A 17738-nucleotide genomic window follows, 5' to 3' on the forward strand; every position below is an offset into this window, starting at 1 on the left:
CGCTCGCGCACCTCAGGGGAATACTTGTTCGTGGTCTTGCTCATGATGCTCCATCCTACTCAAGAGTTGGAGCCTCCGGCAAACCCGGCGCGGTTCAGCTCGTCGAGAAGCTCTCACCTTGCTTCCCGAGATTGAAGCTTCATTGGGTTCTGAAGAACCACTTGCCATTGGCACGCGATCGATCGCCCTTGGAAAGCGCAGTCGTGTCGGCGCTAAGACTTCACACGTAACGAAATACGGGTCGTTTGCGGTTCAGGACCAAGGTAACATCAATGCCCCGGCTCGGATCGAAAACAAAGGTATGCGTCTTGAGCCAATCGGACCAAGCCGAAACGACCCGTGTCCATGCGGATCCGGGAAAAAATTCAAGCACTGTCACGGCCGCTTAGCCTGATTTTTCGGCCTTGCCGAGGCGCTGATTGGCTGGCCAACGGGTGGATTGGCTTCGGCTTTGTGGCAACGGAGTGGTCCCGCGGGTCGCGGCGCATGCGCTCCGAAGTCTCGCAGTTGAACTGCGGGCCGATGGTTGAGGGTGGGCGATGAAGCAGAGCCGGGCCATGTCGCTGGTCGAGGCCGTTGTCAATGTCGCGATAGGCTACGGCTTCGCTGTCGTTACGCAGATCCTCGTCTTCCCAATCTTCGGGCTGCACACGACGCTGGCGCAGAACCTGAAAATGGGCGCGGTGTTCACGGTGGTCAGCATTGCGCGGTCTTACGTCCTGCGGCGGCTGTTCGAGGCAATACGGGTGCGATAGCCCCGAACATCGACCGCGCGGACTGCGATGATGAACGACGCGTCAGTCCATTCGCAGCGGCCCGAACATGCCGGACTCCACCATAGCCATGTAGACGCGCTTCATCGCCATCGCCGTCTCCTGATTGACGAACAGCGATGAGCGCGACCCATGGGGATCACCGAGCAGGTAGGGACGCATCGTATCCCACCGCTCGCCGACTTCAGCGCGGTGCCACATGCGCATCTCTTGCTGAATCATCAGCGGCACGGCGAGCTTCTTGGGCACCATGTGGCGCTCGGGAAAAGCTTCGTGCCAGTCGCAGCGAACGAGGATCGGCTTAGTACCCGAATTGTAAAAGGGAACGTCCAGCCGCTCGGCGGTAATCGTGGCGCAGGGATGGGGCTCCATCGCTTCGACAGACTCGATGATCTTTGAGCCATCTCCGTAGGGGCACGAAACGAACGCGTGTGCGAAATAGATCGTGTGGTCCAGACCTTGATAACCGCAACGGTCGCTGGGGTCCGTCACCGGCATCTGGGGATTTTCCTGAGGCACCAAGGGATGCCACGTTGGATACCCGCGCACAACCGGACCATGCGCGTCGATCAGGTCCTGCAGCGCGCCGTCCGCCTTCTCTCGCTGGTCGGCTTCGACCCCGGGCGTCAGGACCAAGATCCGTCGCGCCCGCTCGAAGCCGTCCTGTGCCGCCTCGTCTGCTCGAAATGCCATAGGTGTCTGCCTTTCATCCCGCTTCACACGAAAGATAGGGGCGGCGCATGAAAATGCAATATCGTGCGTGAAGTATGATTATCACGCGAGAGATATGACTATCGTGCGTGAAGCCCGTCGTTTCACGCTGGCCGGAGGCGACGCTACACAAAGAAGCCGCCGCCCCACGCGGGACGGCGGCATAGAGACCGGCGTTCGGCGCTGCGTCAGTTGCCCAGCAAGCTATAGACCCGCCCGCGCCCCTCGACCTTCTCCGAGGTCACTTCGAGCCCGAGTTTCTTCTTCAGCGCCCCGGCCATCGCGCCGCGCACCGTGTGCGGTCTCCAGTCCAAGGCCGCGACGATCTCCTCGATGGTCGCGCCGTCCGGCGCGCGCAGCATTGCAATCAGCGTGGCCTGCTTCGTTCCCTCGCGCGGTGTGCGCGTCTTGGGCGCGGCCTTCGGTTCGGTGGGGGTGTCCGGCGCGGGCTCCTTGGTCGGCGCGTCGGTCGCGCCCGCAGGCGCGGTGTTCGCGTCCTCGGGCTCGATCCCGATGGCGGAGAGGCCTGCGTCGGTGGCGACCAGCGTGACGCCGTGGCCGTCGCCCGTCTCGCGCCAGAAGGGCTCGCCCTTGCGCGTGTCGGCGTCGACCTCTTCGAGGAAGCCCTTGGCGAGCATCGCGCCGACCACCTTGGCGGCGGCGCCGCCGCGCAGGCTTTCAGGCAGCGGCAGGGCGATGCGGTTCTCGCGCTGTGCGGCGGCGCTGAGAATGATGGCTTGGGTGTCGGAAAGCTTGGTCATGGGGTCGTCTCCGTATTCGGGCCCGCGTCGTGCGGCGCCTTCTACGACCCCGAGCCGCGCAGGGCGCGCGGCAGGAGTTCCGGCTGGGCCGGAGATCAGCGGGCGTGTTCGCCTTCGCCGAAAGCGCTGTCGGTGATGCGCTTCAGGAGGCTGGCGTAGTGTTCGAGAGTGCCGACCATGGCCCAGCCCGCCTCGTCGGGGGCGCAGTTGAAATGGTCGTCGCTGAGCGCCTGCAGGCGCGCGAGCATCTCGTCGATCTCGGCCTTCTTGCCGATAAAAGCGGCGAGCGCGGCTTCCTTGTTTCGGCGCGCCTTCTCGGCGCGGAGTTCGTGGCGCGGGGTGGTGATCGGGTTCAGGCGGGTGGTCATCGTGGTGGCTCCTTGGTGAGTTGCATCGCTTCGTTGAAGTGACGTTCCCTCTGTCCGCCGCGCTTATCAACTCTATAAGCACATGATTTCGAATGATAATCGGAGCCGTCGATGCGGGGCATGAGCGAGCGCCAGTACGCCGCGCATGTCGGGCTGTCGCGGGGCGCGATCCAGAAGGCGAAGACCGCCGGCCGGCTCGTCCTGCACGAAGACGGCAGCATCGACGCCGCAGCCTCCGACAAGCGGCGGGCCGAGACGACGGACCCGTCGAAGAGCAGACCGAAGTCGGCGAGCCGCCCAGCCGGCATGAAGCCGGTCCCGGCGGCGGCCATCGCAGCCGTCGGCGAGACGCTTCGCGAGAACGGCGTCACCGTCCCGGATGTCGGCGACGGCGCAACGTTCATGAAGGCGAAAACCGCCAACGAGGTGATGAAAGCTCAGGAGCGCAAGCTGCGGCTCCAGAAACAGAAGGGCGAGCTCGTCGATCGCAATCGTGCCGAGATGCTCGTGTTCCGCCTCGCGCGCGAGGAACGCGACGCATGGGTGACCTGGCCTGCGCGCGTAGCCGCGCAGATGGCGTCGGAACTCAATACCGCGCTCGAACACCAGGATACCGCCAAGAGCGGCGCCTCAGAACCGGCGGTGACGACCGCGCTGATCCAGAGACTGCTCGAAACCCATGTCCGCGCCCAGCTCGACAGCCTCGCCGATGTCCGGCCGAGGCTCGGATGAGAGTGCGGTCGACTTCGACGGAGCGGAGGGACTTCTTCGGGCATGGCGCAGCGGCATCCGTCCCGATCCGGACCTGACGGTTTCGCAATGGGCGGACCGGCATCGGCGGCTGGGTTCGCGGGCCTCGGCGGAACCCGGCCGCTATCGCTCTGCGCGCACGCCCTACATGCGGGAGATCATGGACCGGCTGAGCCCGGGCGACCCGGCCCAGCGGGTCGTGTTCATGAAAGCCGCGCAGGTCGGCGCGCCGCTCGCGCTCGACACCCCGGTGCCGACGCCCTTCGGCTGGACGACCATGGGCGAGATCGCCGAGGGCGATCTGCTCTACGACGAGCGCGGGCGCATCTGCCGAGTCACCGGCCTGTCGCCGGTGTTCGACGATCGGCCCTGCTTCGAGGTGGCATTCGACGACGGGGAACATATCGTCGCGGACGGCGAGCATCGCTGGCCGGTCTGGGACTTCACGAACGACCGGCCCGCCGCGCGCACGCTCACCACGGCGGAGATGGCCGGGCGGGCGATCATCGGCGCAGGGGCCAGGCGGAGGCGCTATGCCATCGACTGCTGCGATCCGGTCGACATGCCGGACCAGGACCTGATCCTGCACCCCTACGTCCTCGGGCTCTGGCTCGGAGACGGCTCGTCGATCATGAACCACATCTCGCTGCACGAGGAGGACGCCGAGATCGTCGGTCACCTCCGCGCCTGCGGCGTCGAGGCCGAGTTCCGGCTGCCGCACTGGCGCAAGGGCAGGCTTGCCAATGTGGTGATCGACCCGACGTTCCGGATGCGCCGAGAGGACGGCGCCTCGCTCGCGGACTGCTTCCGGTCGCGCTTCGTGACGCGGCTGAGGCAGCTGGACGTGCTCGACAACAAGCACGTGCCGCTCGCCTACATGCGGGCGAGCCGATGGCAGCGGCTCGAACTCGTGCGCGGGCTGATGGACTCCGACGGCACGATCACACCTGACGGCAAGCGCTGCGAGTTCTCGAACGCCGACCGGGGGCTCGTCGATGCGATGGTCGATCTGCTCCGCGGGCTCGGCTACAAGCCCGCGATCTATCATGGGCGGTCGCGCCGGAAGGTCTTCGGGCGGGACGGCCGCGCGACGACGTCCGCCGAGTACTGGCGCGTGTCGTGGACGGCCTATGCCGAGGAGCCGATGTTCCGGCTCTCGCGCAAGCGGGCCCGGATGCGCTCGATCGAGTCCGGGCGGCCGTGGAAAAGCCGTCGCCGGCGTATCGTCGCGATCCGGCCTGTGCCGAGCGTGCCGGTGCGCTGCATCGAAGTGGACTCGCCGAGCCACCTTTTTCTGTGCGGGAAGGGCTGGATCCCGACGCACAACACCGAGGCGGGCAACAACTGGATCGGCTTCGTCATCCACCAGGCGCCGGGGCCGATGCTCGCGGTCCAGCCGACGGTGGAACTGGCCAAGCGGAACTCGCGCCAGCGCATCGACCCGCTGATCGACGAGAGCCCCGAGCTGCGGGAGCGGGTCAAACCGGCCCGGTCCCGCGACGCGGGCAACACGATGCTTTCGAAGGAGTTCGCGGGCGGCATCCTGATCATGACCGGGGCGAACTCGGCGGTGGGGCTGCGGTCCACCCCGGCGCGTTACATCTTCCTCGACGAGGTCGACGCGTATCCCGCGTCTGCCGACGAGGAAGGCGATCCGGTGACGCTGGCCGAGGCCCGGTCGCTGACCTTCGCCCACCGGCGCAAGGTGCTGCTGGTCTCGACGCCCACCATCCGGGGGCTGAGCCGGATCGAACGGGAATACGAGGCCAGCGACCAGCGTCGGTTCCACGTGCCCTGCCCGCAGTGCGGGGAGATGCAATGGCTCAAGTTCGAGCGGCTGCGCTGGGAGAAGGGCCGGCCGGAGACGGCGGAATACCACTGTGAGGGCTGCGAGCGGTCCATCGCCGAGCACCACAAGACGCGGATGCTCGAGCGCGGCGAGTGGCGCGCGACGGCAACGGCTACCGATCCCACGACGGTCGGCTACCACCTCTCGGCGCTCTACTCGCCGGTGGGCTGGCTCAGCTGGCAGCGGATTGCGCGGGCGCATGAGGCGGCACGGGGCAGCGACGAGGCGATGCGGGCGTTCCGAAACACCATCCTTGGCGAGACGTGGATGGAAACCGGTGAGGCGCCCGACTGGCAGCGGCTGGCGGACCGGCGCGAGGCATGGCCCCCGGGCACGGTGCCCGAGCGAGGGCTGTTCCTGACCGCGGGCGCCGACGTGCAGAAGGACCGGATCGAGGTCGACCTCTGGGCCTGGGGTCGGGGTCTGGAAAGCTGGCTTGTCGATCACCTCTTACTCGAGGGCGGCCCCGGCGATCCGGCCTGCTGGCAGCGGCTGACCGATTTGCTCGGGCGGACATGGACGCATGCTTCGGGTCAGCGGATGACGCTCGCCCGGCTCGCGATCGACACGGGCTACGAGACGAGCGCGGTCTACGCGTGGTCGCGCCAGGTGGGGTTCGCGCAGGTGGCGCCGGTGAAGGGCGTCGAAGGGTTCACCCGCACGAGCCCGGTGACTGGGCCGACCTATGTCGATGCCACCGTCGCCGGCAAGCGGCTCCGGCGCGGGGCCCGGCTCTGGACCGTGGCCACCTCGACCTTCAAGGCCGAGACCTATCGCTTCCTGCGGCAGGACCGGCCGACGAAGGAAGAACAGGCGGCGGGCGCGCTGTGCCCGCCCGGCACGATCCACCTGCCGGACTGGGCGGACGGCGAATGGCTGAAGCAGCTGACTGCCGAGCAGCTGGTGACGGTCCGCACGAAACGCGGCTTCGCGCGGCTCGAATGGCAGAAGCTCCGCGAGCGCAACGAGGCGCTGGACACACGGGTCTATGCCCGCGCGGCGGCGTGGATCGCGGGCGCCGATCGCTGGCCCGAGGCGCGATGGGCCGATCTGGAGGCCCAGCTCGGGGTGGCGAAGCAGGACGGGCCAACGGACGGCGCGGCAACGCCGCCGTCCGTCCCGACACGAACGATGCCGCGCCGGCGCACGGTGCGCTCAAGCTACATGAGGTGATCCATGGCCACGGCCGCTGAACTCCGCGACCGCCGCGACGCGCTGACCGCGCAGCGATCCTCGGGCGTCGCGCGGGTCAGCTATGACGGCAAGACCGTGGACTATCGCAGCGTCGCCGAGATCGATCGGGCCATCGAGGCACTGGACCGCGAGATCGCCGCGGCCGAGGGGCGTCGGATTGTCCGGCAAGTGCGCGTAACGACGGCGAAGGCTCTCTGAACCCATGCGCCTCTTCGACCGTTTCCGCCGCCGCTCGACCGGCGGCCCCGCTGCCGTGCGCGCCCGTCTCGAAGGCGCCATGGCGAAACGCCGGCTCCGTGGCTGGAACCCGCCCTTAGAGAACATCAACACGCTGGTCGCCTCCGGCGGTCCGCGGCTGCTCGCGCGGTCCCGCGAACTGGTCGTGACGAACGGCTATGCCGCCAACGCCTGCGAAGCCTTCGCGGCCAACCTTGTCGGCGATGGCATCAAGCCCTCGTCGCTCATCGGAGACGCCGGCCTGCGCGACCGGGTGCAGCGGCTCTGGCTCGCCTGGACCGACGAGGCGGATGCGGACGGGCTGACCGACTTCTACGGCCTGCAGGCCATGGTCGCGCGGGAGATGTTCGTCGCGGGCGAGTGCTTCGTCCGGCTGCGCCCGCGCCGGACCGAGGACGGTCTGCTGGTCCCGCTCCAGCTGCAGCTTCTCCAGTCGGAAATGCTGCCCTTCGAGAAGACGGAGACCGCGGGAAACGGCAACCGCATCCGCTGCGGGATCGAGTTCGACGGGATCGGACGGCGCGTGGCCTATCACTTCCGCCGACGCCACCCCGGTGACAGCACCGACCAGGGGGCGGTCATCCCGGAGACGGTGCGCTTGCCGGCGGCCGACGTGCTGCACATCTACCGCCCCATCGACGCGGGCCAGATCCGGGGCCTGCCGCACATCGCACCGGCGATGGTGCGGCTGTTCCTGCTCGACCAGTACGACGACGCCGAGCTCGACAGGAAAAAGACCGCGGCGATGTTCGCGGGCTTCATCACCAAGACCGCGCCAGAAGAGCCCATGATGGGAGAGGCCGAGGCGGATCTCGACGGCGCCGCCATCGCGAGCCTCGAGCCCGGCACGATGCAGGTGCTGCTGCCGGGCGAGGACGTGAAGTTCTCGTCTCCTGCCGATGTCGGCGGCGGCTACGAGGCGTTCCAGTACCGCACGCTGCTGGCGGTCTCAGCCTCGCTGGGGCTGCCGTATCACCTCGTCACCGGCGATGTGCGGCAGGCGAACTACTCGTCCCTGCGCGCCGAACTCGTCGAGTTCCGCCGCCGCATCGGCCAACTGCAGCACGGCGTGATCGTGCACCAGCTCTGCCGGGCGGTCTGGCGGCGCTGGCTGGAGACGGCGGTACTGTCGGGCGCGCTCGATGCCGATCATGCGGCGGTGCGGCCGGTGCAATGGATCCCGCCGCGCTGGGACTGGGTCGATCCGCTGAAGGACATCCAGGCGCAGGTGCTGGCGATGGAGGCCGGCATCACCTCGCGGCGCAAGGTGGTCGAGGCGACCGGTTACGACGTCGAGGAAGTGGACCGCGAGAACGCCGCCGACGCCGCGCGCGCGACAGGTCTCGGCCTGCGCTACCGCACCAGCCCGGGCGAGACGCAAGGCGCGCGGGCGACGCCGGCGACGCGGCCCGACGCCGGCGAGGGCGCTGGCAACGACACGGACGACGGCGCCGTGGCGACCGATCCGGCCACCGAACAGGAGTGACGACATGGCAAGCTGGTATGCGATCCGCGCCCAGGGGACGGGTGCGGAAGTGGCGATCTATGACGAGATCGGCGCCTACGGGGTCTCTGCGAAGGGCTTTCTGGCCGAACTCGGCGCGCTGCCCGAGGGCACGCCCGTCGATCTGCGGCTGAACAGCCCGGGCGGCTCGGTCTTCGAGGCGGTCGCGATCCACAACGCGATCAAGCGCCACGAGGGCACGGTCACGGTCTGGATCGACGGCATCGCCGCCTCGGCTGCCTCCTACATTGCCATGGCGGGCGACGAGATCGTCATGCCCGAGAACGCCTTCCTGATGATCCACGATCCGTCCGGTCTCGTGATGGGCACGGCCGAGGACATGCGGTCCATGGCCGAGGCGCTCGACAAGGTGAAGGGCAGCCTCGTCTCCGGCTACGCCGCGAAATCCGGCCGGACGCCGGAGGAGGTCTCCGCGCTCATGGCCGCCGAGACATGGTTCGACGCGTCGGACGCCGTGGCGCAGGGCTTCGCCGACCGGCTGATCGAGCCCGTCCGCATCGCCGCACGCTTCGACATCGGGCGCTTCCGCAACGCGCCGCCTGTCCTGGTCGAAGCGGTCGGGGTCGAGCCGGAGCCCGACAACGAGACCGACGGTGCCGGCACTGAGGTCACCGACGAAACGGATCAGGTCGAGGACGCCGAAGACGAGCAGGCCGCCGCCGCCGACACCGCTCAGCCGCCGGCCGAGACGCCGCCGCCCAGCGGTGCGCCGCCGGACCCCGCCGCGATCCGGGCAGAGGCCTTCGGCCACGCCCGGGCCGTGGTCGATCTCTGCCGCCTCGCGGGTCAGCCGCAGATGGCCGGCCGCTTCCTCGAAGAGGACGCGAGCCTCGACGCGGTGCGCGCGGCACTCCTGGCCGCGAAGGCCGAAGCCGAGGCCGAGATCGCGCCCCATCACCCGCAGCCCGGCCGGTCCTCGGCCGCGCGCCCCTGGGGCGAGATCGTCGCCCGCACCTTCAAGCTGAAAGGATGACACCATGACCACGCTCGTCGAAGGCACGCACCCCGGCGGCTTCCTCGTCTGGGAAGCCTTCCGCGACTACACCCGCGAGACGATCACCGTCGCCGCCGGCACGCTCGAGCCCGGCACCGTGCTGGGCAAGATCACCGCGTCGGGCAAGTACGCCGCCCACGACCCGGCCGCCGTCGACGGCACCGAGACCGCCGTCGCGGTGCTCTGGGGCAAGGCGGATGCGAGCACCGGCGACGCGCCCGCCGTCGCGGTCGTCCGCGGTCCCGCCATCGTCAATCGCCACGACCTCGTCTTCGCAGGCACGCCCAGCGAGGGCGAGATCGCGGCTGCGCACGCCGCGCTCCTCGCCGCCGGCATCCTCGTCCGCTGACCCAATCCCGACAGGAGGCATCCTCATGGCCACCATGGACATCTTCGAAGGCGATGCCTTCACCATCGTCGAACTCACCCGCGCGCTCGAGAACATCCCCTTCAAGCCCGCGCTGCTCTCGGGCTCGGCCCTCTTCAGCCCGCGTGGCGTGCGCTCCCGTACCGTGGTGATCGAGAGTCGCGACGGGACCCTGTCGCTGATCCCGTTCTCCGAGCGCGGTTCGGCCTACGAGCAGCAGGTGCCCGACCGCCGCGAGATGCGCGCCTTCGTCTGCCGCCAGTTCAAGAAGCAGGACGTGCTCTGGGCCTCCGAGATCCAGTCCGTCCGCGACTTCGGCTCGGAGAGCGCGACCCAGCAAGTGCAGACCGAAGTCGCGTACCGGCTGCGTAAGCTCCGCCAGGACGCCGAGACCACCTTCGAATACCACCTCCTGAACGGCATCCAGGGGCTGGTGAAGGACCCGAAGGACCACGCGACGGTGGTGAACTACTTCACCGAGTTCGGCATCACGCCGGCGGCCGAGATCGACTTCGACCTCGACAATGCGAGCCCGGCCTCCGGGGCGTTGCGGAAGCGCTGCCAGGCGCTGATCGAGAGCGTCGAGGACTCCATGGGCGGGCTCTCGGCCGGCGCCGTGCAGGTGCGTGCCGAATGCGGCTCGGCCTTCTTCGCCGATCTCGTGGCCCACAAGGAGGTACGGGAGACCTACCTCAACACTGCCGCCGCGGCCGATCTGCGCGGTCGCGTGGCGGATGAGGTCAGCTTCGGCGGGATCACCTTCCGCCGCTACCGGGGCGGTGTCGGCTTCACGGTCCCGACCGACAAGGCGTTCTTCTATCCCGAAGGCATCGAGGGGCTGTTCGAGATCTACTACGCCCCCGCCGACACCTTCGAGACGGTCAACACGCTGGGCCAGCCGCTCTATGCCCGGACGATCCCCGACCGGGATCGCGACGAATGGGTGCGGCTCGAGATCGAGAGCAACCCGCTGCCGATCTGCACCCGACCGCAGGTGCTGCGCTCGGCGCGGCGGACCTGATGACCGGCCTCAAAGCCGCCCTCGATGCGCTCTTCGCCGATGCGCATCTCGCGCGGGACGTCGTCTACACCGCCGAAGGCGGCGCACCCGCGCCGGTCCGCGCGATCCTGCGCCGGCCCGACGACGTCACCAACTTCGGCGACGCGCGCATCTGGTCGGAGACCACCCGGCTGGATCTGCGCCTCGCCGAGGTGCCGACCCCGCGGCCCGGCGACCGCATCGAGATCGACGGCGAGCCCTTCCTCATCCAGGGCGAGCCCGTCCGCGATCGCGAGCGGCTGGTCTGGACCGTGGACCTGCGCCCGGCCTGACACCGATGAAGCTGAAGCTCGACATCACCCCGGACCTCGTCGCCGCCATGGCCGCCGAGGTGAAGGCCGGTGAGAAGGCCGTCACCGCCGCCATGCGCGAGGCCGGGACGGGATTGAAGGCCGCATGGCGCGGCCAGATCACCGGCGCGGGGCTCGGCCGGCGGCTCGCGAACTCGATCCGGAGCCAGACCTATCCGAAGGCTGGCGAGAGCCTGAACGCCGCTGCGCTCGTCTGGTCCAAGGCGCCGGTCATCGTGGGCGCGCATGACACCGGTCCGCTGATCCGCTCCAAGGACGGGTTCTGGCTCGCGATCCCGACGGCAGCCGCCGGCCGCGGCCTGCGCGGCGGCAAGATCACCCCCGGCGAATGGGAGCGCCGCCGGGGGCTGCGGCTCCGCTTCGTCTATCGCCGCAGCGGGCCGAGCCTGCTGGTGGCGGAGGGTCGGCTGAACACGAAGGGCCAGGCGGTAGTGTCGCGCTCGAAGACCGGGCGCGGCAAGGTCACCGTGCCGATCTTCCTGCTGGTGCCGCAAGTGAAGCTGCCGAAGCGGCTGGACCTCGCGCGGGATGCAGACCGTGCGCTGGACGGTGTGCCGGGGCTGATTGTGGCGAACTGGGTGGGCGGGAGAATGACTTGATCTGTCGATCAGGACGCACCCATCCAAGCACCGAACGCCCATCCCGACAGCATCGAACCAACGACGGCCAAAGCCAGGTAGAGGACAAATGGCCGCAAACGCAGCACCGGCGCGATGGCCATGGCGCCCCAGATGCTGACCACGCCGCCGGAGACAAGAAAGGCCATGGCGGCGCCTGGCGCCATGCCGGCATCCATGAGCGCGCGGGTGAGCGGCAGGGCGGCGTAGCCGTCGATATAGGCTGGCGCACCGACGAGCACGGCGAGCGGCACGGCAAATACGCTTTCAGCTCCGACATAGGCCGTCAGCGCGTCGGGCGCGAGCGCAGCGTTGAGCGCATACTCTGCCGCGAAAGCAGGGATCAGCACGACCAGCATGAGCCGGGTGACCGACCATGCTTCGCGCCCGAAACGGGCGCGGCGGGCAGGTTCCACCCAGATCGCCGCTCGGAAGTTGACGTTTTCCATCCCGCAGGCCCGCCCGAGCGACCCAGTGATACGGTTCTGGCGCAGCGGGCTCGTCGTCCAGCTCGAGCCGTCCAGGATTGCCGTGGTGAAGCCGCCGAGGAGACCCAGCCCTACCGCCGCGATTGTCTTTCCGACGGCAAACGCCCAACCGAGGGTCGCAGCAGTGAGGGACAGCATCGCCGGATCGGTGACAGGCGAGGACAACCAGAACGCCATTACGGGCGCCAGTGGCACACCCGCGGCGAGCAGCCCTGCCATCAGCGGAAGAACGGTCACACCACAAACAGGCGTAACTGCGCCGACTGCTGCCGCGAAGACGACTGTAAGCACCGTGCGGCCTCGCATGACTTCCGCCACGCGATCACTCGCCCCGCTCGCGGTAACCCATGCGGCGAGCAGTATTCCGGGAATTACGATCGGAGTGACATCGATGAGCCCAAAGACAACGAAACGGGCTGCAGCCAGGGCATGACCCGGCACAGCCACAAGGACGGCAACAATGACCGCGACGAGGGCGAGGTATACGAGCCGCAGCCAGAGCGGCGTGATGCGATAGGCATCGATCAAGGTCATGCGCGCTCCTCCAGTCGGGTACTGCGAGCAGAATGGGAACTGGCAAGGAATTTGAGAAACGGGTAGTTTTGAATTCAGCCATCGGAAAAGCATATGCCCCATCTCGACAGCGATCTTCTGAGAACCTTTCTGGCCATAGTGGAGGCCGGCAGCGTCACGCGCGGGGCGGAACGTATCCATCGCTCCCAATCGGCGACGAGCCTCCAGCTCAAGCAGCTCGAGGTCGTGGTCGGCGAGCCCCTCGTCTCTAGACATGGTCGAGGCGTCGTGCCGACGCCGGCCGGAGAGCGGCTCATTCCCGTTGCGCGGCAGGTAACGGGCATGCTCGACGCGGCATTGGCGGGCTTTCGCACTGATGAACTCGCCGGTCGGCTTCGCATCGGGATCTCGGAAGACGTGGCGAGAGAGGCTCTCGCCGACGTCCTCGCCGCCTTCTGTCGCGACCATCCACGGATGGAGCTGGACGTGCACTGTGCGCTCGGGGATGGCTTCGGCATCGCACTTAAGCGGGGCCAGCTCGATCTGGCCGTCTACGAGATGCCGGAGATCGGCCCCGGTCAGGAGCGTATGCGCACGGATCGTCTCGTCTGGATGGCGTCACGCAAACATGACGTGGCTGCTCGTGACCCACTGCCTGTCGCCGTCTTCGACAGATCCTGCTGGTGGCGTGATGTGGCGCTCAGCGATCTTTCGGCTGCAGGTCGTGCGTATCGCACGGTGTTCACAAGCGAGAACGCATCGGGCGTGCGCGCCGCCGTGGCGTCCGGCATGGCTGTCGCGCTCTTGAGCGAGGGTGACCGGGACACGGACCTGATCGCACTGAAGGACATTGCACCGCCGCGGCCTTCCTACCTGGTTCTCGACAAGGCACCGCAGTCGCGCGGTCCAGCCGTGGAGGCGCTTTCCAACGCAATCCGGCGCACCCTGAACGAAAAGCCGAAGAACGCTCATTCCTGAACAGGTGCCCACCTCTCGCGAAACCGCCCTCGCTGCGCGGCACGCAAGGTTTTCGGCGCTGACACCAACTGCAACCGGTTACCATTCCAAGCAAGCTGTTGGTCCCGCAGGTCGAACGTCGAAACGGCCAGACCTCGACCGGGACGCCAAACGGGGGCTCGACAGCGTGTCCGGGCTCTTCGTGGCGAACTGGGTGCCAAAGCGCCGGCGACGGGCGGCGGCACCGTATCGGGATTTGGTAGGTCAATGCGACAGTCCGAGATCGGCCCTTTGCAGCTTCCGATATGTCCCAGTATGTGTTTCGAGTGGAGACGGCAGAGAGGATAATAACTCCATGGAGACAATAACCTTCGAAGAGATGCGCTCAGGCGAGGAACAAGCTGTTTGTGAAGTCGTGGAACTTGTCTTCAATCAACTTGTAGCCCCGGATTACGAGCCGGAGGGAGTTGAGGAGTTCTTCAAATTTGCAAACGCAACCGCGATGGCGGATCGGGTCCGTTCCGGTGGCTTCGTGATTGTCGCCAAACAGTCGGGGAAGCTAGTAGGCATACTCGAATTCGTGCCGCCGGACCGAATAGCGTTGCTGTTCGTCACGCTGCGCGGTCAAGGAATTGGCTAGGAGTTGCTGGCTCGTGCCATCAAGAAGGCTCAATCTGTCAACCCCGGATTGTCAAGAGTTACCGTCCACTCGTCACCTTACGCAGAGTCAGCCTACGAGAAGATGGGATTCCGTCGGACCGGTAACGCGACGACAGAGCATGGAATCCGATACACGCCTATGGAGCTTTGGCTCCGAGACTGGCGAAAGGAATAGGTGCTGAGGTCGCGCTGCATTCCGTTCTGGTAGGAAGCCGAAAAGGCAAATCCCCCAGTGCTGTCATCTGCCACGCAATGACCAGTGGGTGAGAGCTTCGACAACTGTGTCGCGCAATGGCCAACGAACCGTCATGCCCACCCCTCGCGAAACCATCCTCGCCGCGCTGCACGCGCGGCTCTTGACGCTGCCCGCCACCGCCCTGCGCGGCGAGGTGCTGCCCGAGCGCGTCCCGGCCGAAGGCCTGCTGATCCTGCGCGACGGCGAGCCAGGCGACCCGGAGGTCACGCTCTCGCCGCTACGCTATCACTACCAGCACCGCGCCGAGATCGAGGCTGTCGTTCAGGGCGCTGCACGTGACGCCGCCTTCGACACGCTGACCGCCAGCATCGGTACGGCGCTCGCCGCCGACCGGACGCTGGGCGGGCTTTGCGACTGGGTCGAGGCCGAAGCCCCGCGCCCGGTCGATCTGCCCGTCGAGGGCGCGGCGAGCTTGAAGGGCGCCGTGATCCCGGTCGTCCTGCACTATTCCACGGCCGACCCGCTTCTGTGGTTGCCGCCCGAGATGCAAGGAGGAAGTTGAACAGACGAACAGGTGATCGAGCGCGGTCTTCTGTCAGGCCTCTTCATTGCGGCCTTTCCTTCTGCCGCGGGCCGGTATGGTGATCTGCGGACAGGGTCCAAATCTCGGCTAAGAACTCTGTCGGCCCCGAGCGGATCGCTGGTTTTCCCCATCCAGATCTCATCGATCATGTTGCCCATGCTGGTCGTCGCCTTCTCGCACCTCCTTCGTACCGGTTCCGATCCGCGTGCCGCCTGAAATTCTCAGGCGACAGCGGTCGACACCGGATCCCTGTAGTCCTCGCCACGGGTTAGCATGGCCCAGATTGCGCGAGCCATCTTGTTCGCCAACGCGATGGCCACAAGCATCTTCGGCTTTCGCTGTAGCATCCGCGCCAGCCACGATCCCTCCCGGATCGATTTCCGGCCAAGCCAAGTCAAGCGTGACATTGCCCCGACGATCAGGAGGCGCCGGATATCGGCCTGGCCGGCCTTCGTGACTCGTCCGAGGCGCTGCTTACCGCCAGTCGAGTTCTGCCGGGGCACCAGGCCAAGCCACGCAGCGAAGTCCCGCCCGCACCTGAAGCTCTCCAAGGGCGGAGCAAAGGCTTCGACGGCCAAAGCAGTGACGGGGCCGACGCCGGGCATCGTCTGCAGCCGCCGCGCAGTTTCCGTATCCTCAGCCGTGGATTTGATGCGCTTCATGAGCGCGTCGATGCGTGAGGTCTTCTCAACGATCTGCTGGAGTAGGTCGCCGCAGATATCACGGACGAGATCCGGCAGATCACTGTCCGGGTCCGCGATGATCGCCTCGATGCGCCGGAGGCTGGCTATACCGATCGGCAAGACGTGGCCGTATTCGTAGAGGTAGGACCGCAGGGCGTTCACCAGTTCTGTGCGCTGATGGACAAGTTGCTCCCGTGTCCGGAACAGGAGCGCGCGGGCCTGTTTCTCGGCGCTCTTGGGCTCGACGAACCGCATCTCCGGACGTTGTGCCGCTTCGACGATGGCTTCGGCGTCGGCCGCGTCGTTCTTCTGCCGCTTTACGAACGGTTTGACATATACCGGGGCGATCAGGCGGACGTCGTGGCCGAGCGGGGCAAGTTCCCGCGCCCAGTGATGGGCACCACCACAGGCCTCCATCACCACGACGGCCGGCGGCTGCGCGGCCATGAAGGAGAGGAATTGCGGGCGAGTGAGCTTCCGGCGGAACTTCACCTCGCCATTCATTGTCGCCGCGTGAATCTGGAAACTGTTCTTTGCCAGATCGACTCCGATCATTGTATTTCTTGTCACGGTTGCCGTCCTTTCTGCTTCGTGGCTGTAAACACCACCAATCTGGCACATTGCGATGCCGTCGAGAGGGGGCGGCAACCACCCCATCTCGGCTGATCCCGACAACCCGAGGAGAACACCATGGCACGAGCCCAGGGGGCGCGGGCGCTGATGGCGCTTGCGTTCGAGACGACCTATGGAACGCCGCCCGCCAGCGGCTTCACCCGCATGCCCTTCGCCAGCACGTCGCTCGGCGCGGAGCAACCGCTGCTAAACTCGGAGCTGCTGGGGTACGGCCGCGATCCTCTGGCGCCGATCAAGGATGCGGTGACCGTCGATGGCGATGTCGTGGTGCCGCTCGACGCCGAGGCCTTCGGGTTCTGGCTGAAGGCGGCGTTCGGGACACCCACGACCACGGGCGCAGAGGCCCCGTACAGCCACGAGTTCCAGTCGGGATCCTGGACGCTGCCCAGCATGTCGATCGAGACCGGCATGCCGGAGGTCCCGCGCTACGCGATGTATTCCGGCTGCGTGCTCGACCAGATCACCTGGCAGATGCAGCGATCAGGGCTGCTGACCGCCACGGCGCGGTTGGTGGCGCAGGGCGAGGCGGTGGGCGCGACCACCAGCGCCGGGACACCCGCTGCGCTGGAGCTGAAGCGCTTCGGCCATTTCAACGGAGCGATCACCCGGAACGGGACGGCGCTCGGCAACGTGGTCTCGGCCGAGATCACCTACGCCAACAACCTCGACCGCATCGAGACCATCCGCTCGGACGGGCGCATCGACGGCGCCGACCCGTCCATCGCGGCGCTGACCGGCCGGATCGAGGTGCGCTTCGCCGACCAGACGCTGGTGACGCAGGCCATCAACGGCGAGGCCTGCGAGATGGAATTCGCCTACGTTCTGCCCTCTGGCGAGAGCTTCACATTCACCGTGCACGCCGTCTACCTGCCGCGCCCGCGCATCGAGATTTCGGGGCCACAGGGCGTTCAGGCCACCTTCGACTGGCAGGCGGCGCGCGACAGCGTGGTCGGCCGGATGTGCACCGCAACCCTCGTGAATGACGTGGAGACGTATTGATGCTCACGCTCGACCTGACCAATGCCCCGCGCTGGCATGACCTCGTGCCGGGTGTTCGGGTGCAGCTGCGCCCGCTGACCACGGCGCTGATGGTGGCGACGCGCAGCGACCCCGTAGTGGAGGCCGTGCCCGAGGAGGCATCCGACGAGGAGCGTGCGGTCGCCTTCGCCAAGGCGCTGGCGCGCCGTGCGGTGCTCGCCTGGGAGGGCATCGGCGACGCGGACGGCACCTCAATCGACCCGAGCCCGGAGGCCATCGATGCGCTGCTCGATGTCTGGCCGATCTTCGAAGCCTTCCAGCTGACATACGTCTCGAAGGGCCTGCTGCTGGAACAGGAAAAAAACGCCTCCGCGCTCTCGCTGAATGGTCCTTCGGCGGGGGCGACCGATACTGCCAAACCTGCCCACCCTACAAGGGCCGCGAGCAAGCCTGCCCGGACTGCCCGGCGCGGCTGAACCGTCCGGAAACGCCGGAGTGTTGGCAGGTCTGGGACCTGGTCGGCCGTCTCG

The 17738-nt window shown here is 67.2% G+C and carries 19 protein-coding genes and 2 pseudogenes; 16 read left to right on the plus strand and 5 right to left on the minus strand.

Translation table 11 applies throughout. The features are described from left to right. Window positions 1–322 precede the first annotated feature (322 nt). Both ACFQXB_RS19115 and ACFQXB_RS19120 read left to right on the plus strand, forming a co-directional pair. A pseudogene (locus tag ACFQXB_RS19115) lies at window positions 323–394 on the plus strand (SEC-C metal-binding domain-containing protein); the annotation flags it as partial. A 145-nt stretch (window positions 395–539) separates the two neighbouring features. Then, the gene (locus tag ACFQXB_RS19120; protein WP_377406825.1) at window positions 540–755 is read left to right on the plus strand and encodes a DUF7220 family protein; all 216 of its coding nucleotides are present in this window, start codon (window positions 540–542) and stop codon (window positions 753–755) included. A gap of 42 nt (window positions 756–797) precedes the next feature. Here ACFQXB_RS19120 and ACFQXB_RS19125 read toward each other — a convergent pair whose 3' ends face one another. The 3 genes from ACFQXB_RS19125 to ACFQXB_RS19135 all read right to left on the minus strand — a co-directional run bounded on the left by ACFQXB_RS19125 (window position 798) and on the right by ACFQXB_RS19135 (window position 2613). Next, window positions 798–1466, minus strand: a complete 669-nt coding sequence (locus ACFQXB_RS19125) for a hypothetical protein (protein ID WP_377406826.1) — start codon at window positions 1464–1466, stop codon at window positions 798–800. 206 nt (window positions 1467–1672) lie between these two features. Further along, on the minus strand, window positions 1673–2245 hold the full coding sequence (locus tag ACFQXB_RS19130; RefSeq protein WP_377406827.1) for a DUF3489 domain-containing protein: 573 nt from the start codon (window positions 2243–2245) through the stop codon (window positions 1673–1675). A gap of 95 nt (window positions 2246–2340) precedes the next feature. After that, window positions 2341–2613 (minus strand): hypothetical protein, encoded by a 273-nt coding sequence (locus ACFQXB_RS19135; protein ID WP_036751164.1) that lies wholly within the window; start codon window positions 2611–2613, stop codon window positions 2341–2343. A gap of 111 nt (window positions 2614–2724) precedes the next feature. On the opposite strand from ACFQXB_RS19135, the gene ACFQXB_RS19140 reads away from it, so the two are divergent. Genes ACFQXB_RS19140 through ACFQXB_RS19180 form a run of 9 tightly spaced genes read left to right on the plus strand, consistent with a single transcriptional unit; the run spans window position 2725 to window position 11499 of the window. Then, a complete protein-coding gene (locus ACFQXB_RS19140) occupies window positions 2725–3345 on the plus strand; it encodes a hypothetical protein (protein WP_149077423.1) in 621 nt (206 codons plus the stop codon). Continuing rightward, a complete protein-coding gene (locus ACFQXB_RS19145) occupies window positions 3323–6385 on the plus strand; it encodes a terminase gpA endonuclease subunit (protein ID WP_377406864.1) in 3063 nt (1020 codons plus the stop codon). The genes ACFQXB_RS19140 and ACFQXB_RS19145 overlap by 23 nt, the downstream gene beginning before the upstream one ends. 3 nt (window positions 6386–6388) lie before the next feature. Further along, a complete protein-coding gene (locus ACFQXB_RS19150; protein WP_377406828.1) occupies window positions 6389–6604 on the plus strand; it encodes a phage head-tail joining protein in 216 nt (71 codons plus the stop codon). A gap of 4 nt (window positions 6605–6608) precedes the next feature. Continuing rightward, window positions 6609–8129: a phage portal protein gene (locus ACFQXB_RS19155; RefSeq protein WP_377406829.1), complete on the plus strand. Its 1521-nt coding sequence runs from the start codon at window positions 6609–6611 to the stop codon at window positions 8127–8129. A 49-nt stretch (window positions 8130–8178) separates the two neighbouring features. After that, window positions 8179–9141, plus strand: a complete 963-nt coding sequence (locus ACFQXB_RS19160) for a head maturation protease, ClpP-related (protein WP_377406830.1) — start codon at window positions 8179–8181, stop codon at window positions 9139–9141. 4 nt (window positions 9142–9145) lie between these two features. Beyond that, window positions 9146–9511: a head decoration protein gene (locus ACFQXB_RS19165; protein WP_377406831.1), complete on the plus strand. Its 366-nt coding sequence runs from the start codon at window positions 9146–9148 to the stop codon at window positions 9509–9511. Window positions 9512–9536: 25 nt separating this feature from the next. Continuing rightward, the gene (locus ACFQXB_RS19170; protein ID WP_377406832.1) at window positions 9537–10550 is read left to right on the plus strand and encodes a major capsid protein; all 1014 of its coding nucleotides are present in this window, start codon (window positions 9537–9539) and stop codon (window positions 10548–10550) included. After that, window positions 10550–10861, plus strand: coding sequence for a head-tail joining protein (locus ACFQXB_RS19175; protein WP_377406833.1), 312 nt, complete (start codon window positions 10550–10552; stop codon window positions 10859–10861). Before ACFQXB_RS19170 ends, ACFQXB_RS19175 begins: the two co-directional genes overlap by 1 nt. A 5-nt stretch (window positions 10862–10866) precedes the next feature. Further along, on the plus strand, window positions 10867–11499 hold the full coding sequence (locus ACFQXB_RS19180) for a DUF6441 family protein (RefSeq protein ID WP_377406834.1): 633 nt from the start codon (window positions 10867–10869) through the stop codon (window positions 11497–11499). Window positions 11500–11507: 8 nt separating this feature from the next. Here the strand turns inward: ACFQXB_RS19180 and ACFQXB_RS19185 are convergent, their stop codons facing one another. Further along, window positions 11508–12539, minus strand: a complete 1032-nt coding sequence (locus ACFQXB_RS19185) for a permease (protein ID WP_377406835.1) — start codon at window positions 12537–12539, stop codon at window positions 11508–11510. Window positions 12540–12632: 93 nt separating this feature from the next. Between ACFQXB_RS19185 and ACFQXB_RS19190 the strand changes: the two genes are divergently transcribed. From ACFQXB_RS19190 to ACFQXB_RS19200, 3 genes and pseudogenes are all read left to right on the plus strand, one after another. Then, window positions 12633–13496, plus strand: coding sequence for a LysR family transcriptional regulator (locus ACFQXB_RS19190; RefSeq protein ID WP_377406836.1), 864 nt, complete (start codon window positions 12633–12635; stop codon window positions 13494–13496). Window positions 13497–13854: 358 nt separating this feature from the next. Beyond that, window positions 13855–14310: pseudogene (locus ACFQXB_RS19195) on the plus strand (GNAT family N-acetyltransferase). 133 nt (window positions 14311–14443) lie between these two features. Next, window positions 14444–14893: an acyl-CoA transferase gene (locus ACFQXB_RS19200; protein WP_377406837.1), complete on the plus strand. Its 450-nt coding sequence runs from the start codon at window positions 14444–14446 to the stop codon at window positions 14891–14893. Window positions 14894–15135: 242 nt separating this feature from the next. Here the strand turns inward: ACFQXB_RS19200 and ACFQXB_RS19205 are convergent, their stop codons facing one another. Next, a complete protein-coding gene (locus ACFQXB_RS19205; RefSeq protein ID WP_377406838.1) occupies window positions 15136–16167 on the minus strand; it encodes an IS110 family transposase in 1032 nt (343 codons plus the stop codon). Window positions 16168–16287: 120 nt separating this feature from the next. Between ACFQXB_RS19205 and ACFQXB_RS19210 the strand changes: the two genes are divergently transcribed. Both ACFQXB_RS19210 and ACFQXB_RS19215 read left to right on the plus strand, forming a co-directional pair. Then, a complete protein-coding gene (locus tag ACFQXB_RS19210) occupies window positions 16288–17229 on the plus strand; it encodes a phage tail tube protein (protein WP_377406839.1) in 942 nt (313 codons plus the stop codon). Then, window positions 17229–17684, plus strand: coding sequence for a hypothetical protein (locus ACFQXB_RS19215; protein ID WP_377406840.1), 456 nt, complete (start codon window positions 17229–17231; stop codon window positions 17682–17684). Before ACFQXB_RS19210 ends, ACFQXB_RS19215 begins: the two co-directional genes overlap by 1 nt. Window positions 17685–17738: the final 54 nt, after the last annotated feature.

The sequence above is a fragment of the Halodurantibacterium daqingense genome (genome assembly GCF_042666235.1).
Classification (GTDB): domain Bacteria; phylum Pseudomonadota; class Alphaproteobacteria; order Rhodobacterales; family Rhodobacteraceae; genus Halodurantibacterium; species Halodurantibacterium daqingensis.

Coding starts and splice junctions, on each gene's coding strand:
- ACFQXB_RS19120 (WP_377406825.1), top strand. CDS start 540: ATGAAGCAGAGCCGGGCCATGTCGCTGGTCGAGGCCGTTGTCAATGTC.
- ACFQXB_RS19125 (WP_377406826.1), bottom strand. CDS start 1,466: ATGGCATTTCGAGCAGACGAGGCGGCACAGGACGGCTTCGAGCGGGCG.
- ACFQXB_RS19130 (WP_377406827.1), bottom strand. CDS start 2,245: ATGACCAAGCTTTCCGACACCCAAGCCATCATTCTCAGCGCCGCCGCA.
- ACFQXB_RS19135 (WP_036751164.1), bottom strand. CDS start 2,613: ATGACCACCCGCCTGAACCCGATCACCACCCCGCGCCACGAACTCCGC.
- ACFQXB_RS19140 (WP_149077423.1), top strand. CDS start 2,725: ATGCGGGGCATGAGCGAGCGCCAGTACGCCGCGCATGTCGGGCTGTCG.
- ACFQXB_RS19145 (WP_377406864.1), top strand. CDS start 3,323: ATGTCCGGCCGAGGCTCGGATGAGAGTGCGGTCGACTTCGACGGAGCG.
- ACFQXB_RS19150 (WP_377406828.1), top strand. CDS start 6,389: ATGGCCACGGCCGCTGAACTCCGCGACCGCCGCGACGCGCTGACCGCG.
- ACFQXB_RS19155 (WP_377406829.1), top strand. CDS start 6,609: ATGCGCCTCTTCGACCGTTTCCGCCGCCGCTCGACCGGCGGCCCCGCT.
- ACFQXB_RS19165 (WP_377406831.1), top strand. CDS start 9,146: ATGACCACGCTCGTCGAAGGCACGCACCCCGGCGGCTTCCTCGTCTGG.
- ACFQXB_RS19170 (WP_377406832.1), top strand. CDS start 9,537: ATGGCCACCATGGACATCTTCGAAGGCGATGCCTTCACCATCGTCGAA.
- ACFQXB_RS19175 (WP_377406833.1), top strand. CDS start 10,550: ATGACCGGCCTCAAAGCCGCCCTCGATGCGCTCTTCGCCGATGCGCAT.
- ACFQXB_RS19180 (WP_377406834.1), top strand. CDS start 10,867: ATGAAGCTGAAGCTCGACATCACCCCGGACCTCGTCGCCGCCATGGCC.
- ACFQXB_RS19185 (WP_377406835.1), bottom strand. CDS start 12,539: ATGACCTTGATCGATGCCTATCGCATCACGCCGCTCTGGCTGCGGCTC.
- ACFQXB_RS19190 (WP_377406836.1), top strand. CDS start 12,633: ATGCCCCATCTCGACAGCGATCTTCTGAGAACCTTTCTGGCCATAGTG.
- ACFQXB_RS19200 (WP_377406837.1), top strand. CDS start 14,444: ATGCCCACCCCTCGCGAAACCATCCTCGCCGCGCTGCACGCGCGGCTC.
- ACFQXB_RS19210 (WP_377406839.1), top strand. CDS start 16,288: ATGGCACGAGCCCAGGGGGCGCGGGCGCTGATGGCGCTTGCGTTCGAG.
- ACFQXB_RS19215 (WP_377406840.1), top strand. CDS start 17,229: ATGCTCACGCTCGACCTGACCAATGCCCCGCGCTGGCATGACCTCGTG.